Annotated in this window: 7 protein-coding genes; all 7 read right to left on the reverse strand. The window is 49.8% G+C overall.

Annotated features, from left to right (window positions below; all coding sequences use genetic code 11):
- Positions 1–34: 34 nt before the first annotated feature.
- Positions 35–3,190 carry a beta-galactosidase gene (locus MKY35_RS18145; RefSeq protein ID WP_342444434.1) on the reverse strand — a complete coding sequence of 1,052 codons (3,156 nt, stop codon included), beginning with the start codon at positions 3,188–3,190 and terminating at the stop codon, positions 35–37.
- Positions 3,187–4,506 carry a glycoside hydrolase family 125 protein gene (locus MKY35_RS18150; protein ID WP_342444435.1) on the reverse strand — a complete coding sequence of 440 codons (1,320 nt, stop codon included), beginning with the start codon at positions 4,504–4,506 and terminating at the stop codon, positions 3,187–3,189. The genes MKY35_RS18145 and MKY35_RS18150 overlap by 4 nt, the downstream gene beginning before the upstream one ends.
- 26 nt (positions 4,507–4,532) lie before the next feature.
- The gene (locus MKY35_RS18155) at positions 4,533–7,646 is read right to left on the reverse strand and encodes an alpha-mannosidase (protein WP_342444436.1); all 3,114 of its coding nucleotides are present in this window, start codon (positions 7,644–7,646) and stop codon (positions 4,533–4,535) included.
- Positions 7,646–9,949 (reverse strand): glycoside hydrolase family 3 N-terminal domain-containing protein, encoded by a 2,304-nt coding sequence (locus MKY35_RS18160; RefSeq protein ID WP_342446667.1) that lies wholly within the window; start codon positions 9,947–9,949, stop codon positions 7,646–7,648. Before MKY35_RS18160 ends, MKY35_RS18155 begins: the two co-directional genes overlap by 1 nt.
- A 21-nt stretch (positions 9,950–9,970) precedes the next feature.
- Complete coding sequence (locus MKY35_RS18165; protein WP_342444437.1) at positions 9,971–10,891, reverse strand: carbohydrate ABC transporter permease; 921 nt, start codon at positions 10,889–10,891, stop codon at positions 9,971–9,973.
- A 23-nt stretch (positions 10,892–10,914) separates the two neighbouring features.
- Positions 10,915–11,844, reverse strand: a complete 930-nt coding sequence (locus tag MKY35_RS18170; RefSeq protein ID WP_039274452.1) for an ABC transporter permease subunit — start codon at positions 11,842–11,844, stop codon at positions 10,915–10,917.
- 111 nt (positions 11,845–11,955) lie between these two features.
- Positions 11,956–13,434, reverse strand: a complete 1,479-nt coding sequence (locus tag MKY35_RS18175; protein WP_342444438.1) for an ABC transporter substrate-binding protein — start codon at positions 13,432–13,434, stop codon at positions 11,956–11,958.
- Positions 13,435–13,513: the final 79 nt, after the last annotated feature.

Consider the following 13,513-nt stretch of genomic DNA (forward strand, 5'->3'; position numbering starts at 1 on the left):
TATCCCCTCACCGTATGTCTTGACCTGCCATTGTTCACTGCAGCACTTCAATAGTCACGTCCTCGGGACGATATACCGCTAGCAACTGACCCTCTCGATCCACAGCAAACAAGACAGATCGGCTCCTTGGCAACAGAAAAGCGTAGGATAATCCAGTCTCCTTATCCCGAACACGCACTTGGGTATCCCGGGAAAACTCCGATACGAAAATATACAGGCCCCCTTTCTCGAAATTCAGCTTACGTCCATATAGTCCCGGCTGATCGCCACCGTCTATCCACTCCAGTTCTCGCTCTACCCCGGCGGCAGTGAGGGCGTAGCGATAAAGCTCAGCTATCGGCTCATCCCTGCCATTCAACTCCAGTGGAAGCGGACTCCAGATCAAGCGTCCCTTGCCAAGCGGCAGGTTCACGACTTCATCCCCCATCGTTCCATCCGCTTCCGGTGACAGTTGTTCCTCCTTAGCGACCTCAGCAATTCGCCGCTGTCCGAATGAGACAGGGAAGGTTTTCCCCTCCAGACTCAGTACTTCCTCCCGTTGGACATTCCCCAGTATACGCTGCCCAATAATATCATCAACCCGGTCGGTCACTTTCCAGTAAGGATCAAGCCCCAACGGTCCGGTAACTAGTAAAGTCACCCCGAAGGATTGCACCATTTCCAGAAGATGTTCAAGCGATGTACTGTCGAAATTGTGCGCGCTGGGGATCATAATTAGTTTCGGTAACTGCTGCTTGAGCGATTCCAGATGATACTCGGAGACGGCACGGAACGGCTGCTTGAGATCATAGGACATCACCCGAGTAAGCCGTGTCGTGGCATCAAAGGCAAGTGATCGGTTGGAGAAATCATTGGAATACGGGAATACAACAGCCGTTTCCTCCAGCTTCCGGTCTGTAAACAGATCGCGAATATCATTCATAAAACGCCCAAAATCGTAAGATACCCCTGCTTCCGGCTTCTCGGTCCCATCCGCGCGCAACGCACCGATGTGCGATTCATTGGCATTATCCATATAAAAGTTCGTATTCCAGATCCAATGAATCGCACCCGCTCCGCCAGTCGAAAAGGCATACGCATACTTGCGCTCCAGCATGTCGCGCAGCTCCGCCTCTGAACGCTTGGCTCGACCATCCGGCGTCTCCACATACATCATTCCGGTTTCCTGCACAAGATTCGGTTTGTCTGGTGTTTTGGCGAAAATACCGTCCCACACCAAATGATCATTCAGCCACCATGAATGCACCGTTGTATAATCCACCACAGCCTCATAAAAAAACGGAGACGGCCGCTGAGCACCCAGTGCCTCGTCCTGACCTACAGTTACCAAATGTCCGGGACAAAGCTCCCGAATCGTAGTCGCCAATTGCTCGGCCCACAGATTGTGCATATCCATCGAAAACAGACAGTAATCCAGCCACTTAGCTCCCTTTTTGGCCTGATGCATATCCTGAACGTCGAAGTTTATCTCCTCCGGCTCGGGAATTGTGGCAGATGCAAAACAGGAAAGCTGCTGTGGCGTCATATTCCATGCTTCCTGCAAAGCCTCAATGCTGCCGTGCCGTTGCTTCAGCCATGTGCTGAACGCCTTCTGTTCCCATGAGTCCCTCGCAGAGCGTGGACCATCCGCGAAAATGCGCGACGGATCAAACATGGAAGGCTCGTTAATCAGATCCCAATCCACATGGGTCGTAGCCGTGTGACGGCTGACAATACTACGAATGAACCGCTTTTGTGCTTCCACGCTTTGCGGGTCGAGATAAGGGTTAACCCCTTCCCATGTTTCCGGTGTAAAAGAAAAGAACGTAAACGTCACCTGTAAGCCATGGTTTTTAGCTGTCAGCAGAAAAGCATCAATCGCACGAAGCACCTCTTCCGAGGCGTGTCCGTCTATCTGCATCATATTGCGATAAGCCGTCCATACCCCTGTACGAATCCAGTTGATGCCCGCTTTGGCCATCTGGGCCATATCCCGATCCCAAAGGGCTGCATTGGGCAAAAACAGAAACTTCCGTGCCACATCTGAGGTCATATAGGTCATACCAACAACAGGCAACGGACGCCCGTCCTTTATAAAATAATCCCGACTGCGCATGATGACCTGTCCTTCAGCCAGCAGTTTGGCATCCTGCCCCCAAAAACCCTGTCGCAATATGCGCACTTCACCATCCGATGATTCAGCTCTGCAAATGATCCGATACAGACCACTCAGGATGGAAAAGGCAAGGGGAATACGCACAAAGTTCTGTTCTCTGCCAACCTCAATCTGCAAGCGCTCGCTCCATACCTGCTGACTGTGATCATCCCATATTTGCTCCACCGTCAGGTCAAAGCTCCATATCTCATGATATCTGGTCGTGGCTCCTCCTCGCTGCAATCTTTGGGTTTGAAGTGTCAGTACGGCTCGTTCCCCAGGCTCATAAGCAGCATAGTTTGGTTTGATAGATAGCTCCGTCATCCCCTTGGCGCAAAAACGTGCCCATTGGGCAAGCAACTGCTCACCATCCTGTTCCCAAAAGGAAGCTATCAACGGCACGTGGACAAACATCCAGCGTGCTCCGGCAAACAGACCTCGGGCATGCTCCCATAGCACCACCGGGGCAGCGATATCCCGTCCGTCTGCACTGACACCTTTTAGCAAAGAATAAATTTGCGTATTCATTGGCCCGGCAGAGCCCATCTGGTGTGGCAGATCGCTGCTTTTGGTCGTATGTGGAACGAGGTTCCACGTATCTGTCACCTCAAACAGCGACTCCTGACCACACAACACAGGAATATCCTCTGATGCGACCAGCGAAGCCACCTTCGAGGCATCCACTCGCAGCACCTCATGAATATGCAGCTCCTGATGATATGCAGTCTGTTCAGTCTCAATCCACCAATCTCCATGCTCATCAGCAGGATCGCGGACCGGATGCTTAAAGGGTGCTCCCCCGACGTTAAGCAGCCCTCCTCCCCTGTGGAGAAATGCCACGATTTCGGTCCAGGCGGACTTGGGGAAGTACGGTGCATGCAGATTGACAAAGCAGCCGTTGTCCATATGCTTTAGCGTTTCAGCCAGTTCATCGGCACGTACGACCACCACGTCTGCAACTCCCTGAAATGCCTCGTCTGGCAACAGACTCCCTATAGCAGGAAAACCTTGCTCACTGAAAACAACGATGGATGGGCATACTGTGGATTTATTCATAACAACCCATCCTTCATAGCCTTATACACAAGCTGGGCAAACAGACTATTGGACCAAGCGAACCATTTTCGCGTAAAAACCGTAGGATCATCGGCATGAAAGCCTTCATGCATGTAGCCGGTGTCCCCATCTGTCGCTTCCAGCATCCGAATCATTTCCAGCCTCTCTTCTGCGGTCCTGGCCGTTAACCCTTGCATGGACAGGGCCATATGCCAGATGTAACCGGGCAGCGTGTGCGGACTTCCGATGCCTTTAGCCGCCTTGCCCTCAAAGTAAAACGGGTTTTCCTGACTTAAAGCGAAGCGTCTCGTATTTTGATAAATAGGATCGTCCGCTGTCGTATAGCCCAAATATGGAATGGACATCAACCCCGGCGTACCCGCGTCATCCATCAGGCAGTAGTTGCCAAATCCGTCCGTTTCATAAGCATATATAGGCCCGAATACCGGGTGGCGGTAAATGCCGTACAAGCGAATACCGTGCTCCACCTCAGCCTCCAGCTCCTTCAGCTCGTTCAGAAAGTCCATATCACGAAATACCCACTCCGCAAACTCCTGCATCTGCCGCAAAGCAACCACTGCAAACATATTACCGGGTATATTGTAATGGAAATCGCAAGCATCATCACTGGAACGGAAGCCTGACCAAATCATCCCTGTATAATTTACAGGCATACCGAGTCCCTGATTACGTAAGGAATCGGTAGAAATGCCGTTATTACGTGTAAACCGATACGCAGATTGTTCTTGGTGACGCTGTTCCGTTTTGAACACATCCACTATTTTACGCAGAGCCTCCTTGAATTTTGAATCAAAAATATCGGTAAGCTCCGTTTCCTTCCAGTACATGTAAGCCAGCCGAATGACAAAGCACAGCGAGTCGATCTCAAATTTTCGTTCCCACACCCATGGCGACATTTCCGTCTCATCGGCCGCATTCCAATGCCAGTCATTCGCTGTCTCATTGAACGCATTTGCATACGGGTCTATGAGGACATAATGGATATGGCGCTTAATCAGACCAGCAATGATACGCTGTAAATCAGCATCCTCCCTGGCTAACGGCACATAATGGATGACCTGCTCTACAGAATCCCGCAACCAAAGAGCCGGAATATCACCTGTAATGAGGAACGTTGTCCCATCATCCATTAGTTTGGTCGTCGTCTCCAGTGAATTTGGAAAACAATTTTTAAACAGCTTCAGCAGCTTCGGCCTATGAGCCAGGGCTTGCTCTGCTTCCTTAAATACGTCCTGAACAGCCTGCGGCATGTCAAGATCGGGCATCGGTATTTTGGGAAGTCTGAATTGTTCCAATAGCTTTTTCGCTCCTTTATCAATATCTATTGCAAGCGTATCGTTTTAATTTCATAAGGTGTAAAAGACAATGTGAGACAGCTGCCTTCCAGCTCCAGCGGCTGCACAGGTTCCTCCAACGCATTTGACACGTAGGCTGCATTGAAGGTGTAAGGCCAGGTCAGCTGGATCGTTTCTCGTCCCCCAGAAGATTCGTACAAACGAAGAATCGTCCCCAGTCCATCTTCGGCTGGCTTGATCGCATCTAGCACAACGTGACGGCTATCCAAGTTAATGAACGATCCACTGCTCAGCAGCACTCCGGTGCTGTGCTTTTGCTGTTGTATAACAGGCATATCATGGTTCAGCTCAGCCGCATGACGCAAGGTATGGGCGCTGCGCCAGTCTCCCACATGCGGATAGAGCGAATACGTAAAATCGTGCTCGCCCAGATCGGCATCTTTATCCGGCCATTTGGGTGCACGCAGTAGAGACAGACGGATGGTGCTGTCTTGAATGTCGTAGCCATATTTGCAATCATTGAGCAGACTTACGCCATACCCATGTTCGGAAACATCCGCAAATCGGTGTCCACATACTTCATACTGCGCCTGCTCCCAGCTCGTATTCCGATGGGTCGGCCGCTCCAAAGCACCAAAAGGAATTTCATATGTCGCCTTATCCGTAACCACATCTACAGGAAAGCCAACTTTCAGCAGCTTGTGCGCTTCATTCCAGCTCACATGCGTCTTGAAATCAATTCGCCGCTCATGATGATAAAAGATCATATCCTGTGTCATTTCAGATTGATGGATTCGCCATCGGAAGCGCAGCACATCCTTTGTTTTCCCTTGGAGTACTACTTGTTTTTCCAGCAACTCGGCTACTCCTGCTACCTGTTCCTCATATCGGTCATCCAAATCCCATGCATCCCACAGCGTCGGACGGTCATGGAAAAAATAAAAACGGTTTGCCCGTTCCCCTTGCTTCAAAATTTCACGGTTTGCCGCTTTATCCAGCAGACGAATCATTTCGCCCCGTTCGTTAAATTGCACCTTATAAAATGCTGTCTCCCAGATATCCCCTAGCGATCCAGATATCACAGCTGTTTGCGGCTGCTCACCTGTTTGAGCCTGTTCTCGCTCCAGCCAAATCGTTTTGTAGCCCAGTGCAGGAATGTCTGGAATACGCACCGAAATGCCGCCTTCCTCCACATCGGTATCTAGCCGCTCGGCTTCATCATTAGCGTAGTGGTAGGCATACCATCCCTGTGCCGATTCCGTAGCGATATGGATCACGGCACTACGGCTCCAGCCCAGGCTGTTAAACACAAGATACGGCATTCCTGTCCTTGATCCTTCCGTGTTCACTTGAGCCGCCAGCGTCGTAATTCCCTGTTGAAGCCCGACATATCCCCATTCGAATATCTGCTGATACTCCTTATCCGAAGTGCCATAAACCTCAGTAATCGCAGAGCCAGGGATAATATCGTGGAACTGATTCAACAAAATCAGCTTCCAGCCCTCATGCAATGCCGAGTAGATTTCCTGCACCTGCTTCGGCTCCAGCTGTGGTAATGCCAGCGTGCTCCACAGTTCTGCCTCGCGGTAGACTCCCTCCGCTTTCCGGTTATTGCGTTTGTTGCGAGCGTGGGTCGTGTAGGTTCCCCGGTGCAACTCAAGGTACAAGTCACCATGCCATTGGGGAAGCTTCGGATGCGCCTCATCTATACCTGCAAAAAACTGTCCAGCCGTGCTGAACTGACTCCCAGGCAGTCCCACCATTAGCGGAGAACGCTCTATATATTCCAGCATTTCACGCGTAACTCCACCGCCGCCGTCTCCATGCCCATAGAGCAACATGTGCTCAGGATGAGCCGATTTTTCACGATAGGACTGCCAATGGTCATGAATGTCCTGTGGCCGTGTATTTTCATTTACGCCATGATTAAGGTAAGACAACATTGAAGTACCATCTATGCCCACCCAGTGGAACAAATCGTAAGGAAACACATTCGTATCATTCCAGCCGAGCTTGGTCGTCATAAAATAGTCTATCTTCCCATGCTTTAAAATCTGCGGCAGGGACGCACAGTAGCCGAACGTATCCGGCAGCCATTCAATATGAGAGGATTTGCCGAATTCCTGTTGGTAAAAACGCTGACCATACAGCATTTGGCGGATGAGTGATTCGCCACTGGGCAGGTTCAAATCAGGCTCTACCCACATCCCCCCAACCAGCTCCCACCGTCCTTCGGCGACTCTTGCTTTGACCCGTTCATACAGCTCTGGATCATTTTCCTTTACAAAAGAGAACAGCAAAGGCTGGCTCTGCGCATATTGATAGGCCGGGTATTCATTCATCAGCGCATCCACCGTTGAGAAGGTTCGGCTTGTTTTCCGTACGGTCTCGCGCATCGGCCACAGCCAGGCAATGTCAATGTGCGACTGTCCTACCATGTGCTCCAAACCTTGCGCATTTCCGCCGATCTCCTGAACCTGACGAATCAGCTCCTTTTCTGTGGCTAAGATCGCTCCCCCTGCTCGAATGGCGTCTTTCTCCAGATTCGCAAAGCAATCCATCACCCCATACAGAGCTTTCAGCAGGCGTATTCTGCGGATATCGCCCTCAGGCAGCAGTAGAGCGGCTTCGCTAATAACGGTAATGGTATACATCAGGCTCTGCACGGGCTTATTGGGCCGTACAAGATAGCTTGTAATAGAAGAAATCGGAGGTTGAATGACAGCCTGCCGATTGAGCGGATCAACGGGTTCGGGTACAGGATCAAACAGCTCAATCTCCAATTCAGGTGAAGACCCGATGAGCTCTGGATTAAGCGTGACATAGGTATGATTGCGATCAAGCCCGTGATAGGAAACACCATTGACCCGCAACAATCCTTCTCCCCCGGACTCAAACACCAATCCAAAAGGCTCTCTCAACCACGTTGTCGGTACATCCAGCCGTGTTCGAAAAAAATAAGTCGTCCCCTGACTGCTGGGGAATCGCTTGAGATCCAGTCCTTCTGATAAAGGTACGGCGTCTTCGTATTGACCAGGTGTTTGGTAAGTGGAGCGTGTAATGTTCCAGCTCTGCAAATCCAGCTTCTCCAGCCATTGGCATTCCGACAATTCCCGAATTAGGCGTTTGATACGTTCCATTATTCATCCTCCCGTACGCTCAACTCGGCACACAGGGTATCTTTGGAGTGCCTGCCTACTTGAATAGAAAATCGTCCTGCCTCAACGACTGGCTGTAGATCAATCCCTATATATTGCAGCTTGTCGGAGCCTACAACAAACTCCACTGTTCGTGTTTCTCCTGGCTTTAATACAAGCTTGCAAAAACCCTTGAGTTCCCTGATTGGACGGGTCACCGAGCTCACCGTGTCCGAGATATACAGCTGTACCACTTCAGCCCCTTCCCGTTCGCCCGTGTTGGTTACATCGACTGTAACCGTAACGGATTCGCCCGCTCGGATCGAATTGGCGCTTAATGTAAGCCTTTCATAGCTAAACGTCGTGTAGCTAAGGCCGTATCCAAACGGATAGCGCGGCTCGACATCGTCCTCCAGATACCGTTTGCCCCGGGAACGTTTGCCATTGTAATATACCGGCAACTGCCCGACATGCTTAGGGATGGATAGGGTCAAACGTCCCGAAGGATTTACGTCCCCAAATAAAATATCCGCGATTGCATGTCCCCCCTCCTGACCGGGATACCATGCTTCCACAATGGCGTGTGCGTGCTTCTCCACCCATGGCTCAGCAATCGGTCGCCCGTTCATATAAACGACGACCAGTTTCTTGCCAAGACTGTAGACTTCCTGCATGAGTTGGAGCTGTACGCCCGCAAGCTCCAATGTCATCCGGTCGATGCCTTCGCCGCATTCCATGTCGTTCCAATCGTGATCCGATACCTTCGATGCGCCGGTTTTCAGATCAATCGTTCCTTCCCCGAAATCGCGGGCGCTGGACCCTCCAACCACCATCACCACTGTATCGGCCTCAGCCGCACATGCCAGTGCGTTTTCGAATCCTTCCCGGGATTCTCCCTTGATCCGGCAGCCAGGTGCATACAGAACGCTGTCCTGATGCTTGCTTAATTTGCTACGGATGCCATCAAGTACAGTTACCACACGGGATCTCTGCTGCGGTGATGTATAATCGCCCAACTGATTGTAGATCTGATCCGCATTCGGGCCGATGACCGCAATACGCTTGGAGGTTTTCGGCAGGGGAAGCGTTCTATTGATGTTTTTAAGTAACACGATCCCTTCGGTCGCAAGCTGACGAGCCAATCGAATATGCTCCTCCCGACCAATTACCTGCTCCGCTCGTTCTGTATCCACATACGGTTTGTCAAACAGACCTAGCCTGAATTTTAACGTGAGCACCCTGCGAACCGCCCGATCCAGCACGCTCATCTCCAGCTTGCCAGCATGAACCGCCTTGACCAGATGACTTCCGAACATTTCCCCGGACATTTCCATATCAATCCCTGCGCGAATCGCCTGCACAGCGGCTTCCGATCCATCCTCGGCCACATCATGTCCGCTCGCCAACATTTCAATCGCGCCACAATCTGTAATGATCAGACCGTCGAATCCCCACGCCTGACGAAGAATATCGTCCAATAGCTCAGCGTTCACTGTACACGGTACACCGTCGATTTCGTTATAGGCTGGCATAACAGATTGCGCCCCTGCTTCCACCGCTTTTTGGAATGGATACAGATCGACCTCCAAAAGCTCACGCCAGCCCATATGCACAGGTCCGGCATTACGTCCGCCTTCCGAGCTGCCATAGCCTGCAAAATGCTTTAATGTGGCAGCTACGCTATGTTCGCTGAGTAAGCTTTCCCCCTGAAGTCCCTCCACTGCGGCAACAGCAAATTCGCCGATGAGATAAGGGTCTTCGCCAAAGCATTCCTCCGTGCGTCCCCAGCGCGGATCACGCACAACATCAAGCACGGGCGAGTACGTGACCGCCCCTCCTTGAGCGCGGGTTTCACTCGCAACCGCGCGGCACATATTGCGGTACAGATCGACATTCCATGTGCTACCGATGGACAGCGGAACCGGAAACACAGTGCCGTCAATCGCCATATGTCCATGAGAGCATTCCTCGCCGATCAGTATGGGGATACCCAGCCGGGAATGCTCTACCGCATAGCGTTGGATCAAGTTCACAGCCTCCGCCCCTTGCTTGGCAGATAAGCCATTCTCCAAGGTCACCCCGGTCCACGGATCAGCGCGAAGCACCCCGTATAAGGAACCGATTCCCCCATTTTGCACCTGCTGCTTGAAATCATGATGTAGGGACAATTCCCCGTCTGTGTGCTCATACACTTGCCAGCCAAAAGGCTGCACAAGCTGTCCCACCTTTTCCTCTATTGTCATCAAACCGATTAAGTGCTCTACCCGTTCTTCGATTGGTTTGCTTTTATCTTTATAAATCAACATGTTCATGTCTCTCCTCCCCTGTTATTCCTTCACAGCCCCAACCGTAAGTCCTTGCACAAAATAACGCTGAAAAAAAGGATAAGCGAATATAATAGGCAGCGTCGCCAGCACCACCATCGCCATCCGCGAAGTGTCCTGCGGAATGGATTGAAGCGCAGCCATACTCATAGAGCTGTTTTGCGAATTTTGCTGGATGAACTGAATGCTGGATTCAATCCGCATCAGCATGGACTGAAGCGGCACCAGATTGGGATTGTCAATATACAACAGGGCATTAAACCAGTCATTCCAGTAACCAAGCGTGCTGAATAAGCCAATAGTCGCAAGTCCCGGTAGAGAGAGTGGAAGCACGATTTTTAAAAAGGTGTAAAACTCGCCGGCCCCATCTATTTTGGCTGATTCGACGATGGCATCTGGCACGCTGGTGCTATAGAATGTGCGCAGGATCATAATATAAAAGGCATTCATAGCCAGCGGTAAAATCAAAGCCCAAATCGTATCCTTGAGCCCGAGCAATTGGGAAACGACCATATAGGTCGGGATCATTCCGCCATTAAAGAGCATGGTTAAAATCGCAAAAATGGAAAAGAATCTCCGGTAACGGAAGCTCTTTCGTGAAATGGCATATGCATATAATGAAATCAGAATGAGACTGATCACCGTACCGATGACCGTTACAGCAATCGTCACCCCATAGGAGCGCAGTAGCGTATCACTGGTACGAAATATGAAACGATAAGCCTCCAGACTCCATTGGGCCGGAAGTAACCGATATCCGTCCCGCGCCAGCGTTTTCTCATCAGTTAAGGAAATAATGACGACGAACAAAAAAGGAAATACACATAAGAACGCGAACACCCCTGCTACCCCATTCAGAACAACATTCCAGCCCCGTGAAATATGATGGAAATCTCGTTTTTTTCTTTCTTTTCCGGAAGCCATAGTCCACACCCCTTTCCCCTTTTTTAAAACAAAGCGCTATCTTTATCTATTTTTCGCACAACATAATTGGATAGGATGACGAGAACGAAGCCAACCACCGACTGATATAAACCTGCGGCTGTGCTCATCCCAATTTCCCCTGTCGTTTTCAACCCGCGATATACATAGGTGTCGATGACGTTCGTTACCGAATATAAGGTGCCAGAGTCTCTTGGAACCTGATAGAACAAACCAAAATCCGCATAAAAAATCCGACCAACCGCAAGCAGCGTCATTATGATAATGATCGGCGAGAGCAAAGGGAGCGTCACATTACGAATTTGCTGCCACTTGCTGGCTCCATCTATCATGGCTGCTTCGTACAAGGATTTATCGATCCCCAAAATCGAAGCCAGATAAACCACACTGTTATAGCCAATCGCCTTCCATAGACTGACCAGTATCAAGATATACGGCCAATAAGTGGCCTCCGAATACCACTGAATCGGCTCGATGCCAAACCCTGCGAGAATTTGATTCAGCATTCCCCGATCCATGCTCAGGAAGCTGAATGCAAAGTAACCCACGATGACCCATGATAGAAAATATGGGAGAAACATGCCTGTCTGGTACAGCTTCGCCAACCGTTTATTAATCAGCTCGGAGAGCAGAATAGCCATAGCTACTGAAAAAACAAGTCCAAGAATAATAAAGACCAGGTTATACAAAAGGGTATTGCGCGTGATGACATAGGCATCATTGTTATTGAACAGAAACTTGAAGTTATCCCACCCCACCCACCTGCTCGTATAAATACTGGCCCAGAATCCTTCCCTGTTAAAACGATATTGCTTGAAAGCAGCCACTGTCCCGACCAGCGGCAGATACGAAAAGAAGAAGAACCAGATAGCGCCGGGCAGCACCATGAACAGCATAACTTTGTTTCTAATCACATTTCTGAAAAATGCGGCCATAGGTATCCCCTCCCAATCTGTAATGAGAAAAGCAACAAAAATAGCTATTGGAAAAAGACCGGGCGTAACTTACACCCGCCCGATCTCGCTTATATTTCACGACCTAAAGTATTATTTGCTATTTTGTGCCTTCCAGGCATCAAGCTGGGATTGCGCTTCCGCCATCACCTTATCCAGCCCAGCCTGCTTGAATTTCTCAATCACTTTCGGGAGATTCGTTTCCGGGTCCAGCGTGCCTGTCATCAGCGAAGCCCAAAATTGCTCTTTGACGTTCTGAACCGCTGCCATCTCCGTAGATACTTTACTGCTGTCAAAGTTGAAGCTCAGGATTGGAGAGTTTTTGCCTTCCGAGTTGAACTTCTTGAATTGCTCCCATTTGTCAGCGGGATCATTCGGATTCAGATACAGCAGCATATTGTTGCCGAGTGAATACGAAGGCATGTCATAGTTTTTGGAATCAGCCAGATTTTCGATGTACTGGCCGTCTGTTTTCTTGTAATGCACTCCTTCAATACCAGAGTCAACCATATTACGTAATACCGGATCTGTATTCAGCAGGTTCAGGAACTGCATCGCCTTTTCAGGGTTTGCCGAGTTAGCCGAAATCGCCATAATGGAACCCTGAACTGACGTATTGGTCACAATGGGGTCACTGGCAGGTGTCGATATCACCGGATAGCCGTAACTTGCAGACCATAAATTATCGGCTAGCGGTTGAGTTTGCGCACGATCCAGAAACCAGTTTCCGGACGTTGTCAAATCATTGGTCGAGCCTGTAGTTGCAGCTTCCGGTGATACGTATCCGGCCTTGTAATATTTATGCATCGTCGTCAGCGCCTGCTTCATTTCAGGCGTTTCCAAGATGTTTACGATCTTATAATCCGTAGTATCCAGTTTGACAGCCATCGGCAGGTTTTGAATGATATAGTCATAGGGAACATAGGGAACATAGTTTTTGTCCATGCCGAATGCCGTTACGCCGGGCTCGTTTTCTTTAATCGTTTTGAGCATAGGCTCCAGGCTATCCAGCGAGCGGACCTTGGAAAGGTCCAGCTTGTATTGGGTCAGCAATTTTTTATTGAACCGCCATACCTCTTGCTGTGGAAGCTCCTTGTTGGCAGGAATACCATAATGATGTCCATCCACCTTGGAGCCTTCCAGAAACGCAGGATCAATCGTCTTTTTAAGATCCTGACCGTACTTGTCAAGCAAGTCGTCCAGTTCCATGAATGCGCCTTTTCTGGCATTTTGTACATAATCAAAGCCACCGGAAGCCGTAAATACAATATCCATTGGCTCTCCCGAAGCCACATTCACCTGCATTTTTTGCGGGTAGTCGCCCCAATCAACCATTTTCATTTTGATCGTGGCGTTTATTTTCTTTTGGGTATACTTGCTAACCTCTTCCATCACCCAATCTACATCTTTTTGAGGTGTACCAATGGTATACCAGATCAGTTCTACCGGCTTTTCCGCTCCCTCATTCGTCGTTTCTCCGCCACCGCTGCTTCCTCCACAAGCACTGAGAATGAGCGTCAACACCATACACATCACCACAACAAACGAGTAGCTTCTTTTGCTTTTACCCATGTATGATCCTCCCTTATGAAATGGAATCTGACCCTGTCGTTTCATTCATTTCTGTTTAACTACGTTAACCTTAACTAAT

Source organism: Paenibacillus sp. FSL L8-0638 (genome assembly GCF_038593075.1).
In the GTDB taxonomy this organism is placed as follows: Bacteria; Bacillota; Bacilli; order Paenibacillales; family Paenibacillaceae; genus Paenibacillus; species Paenibacillus polymyxa_D.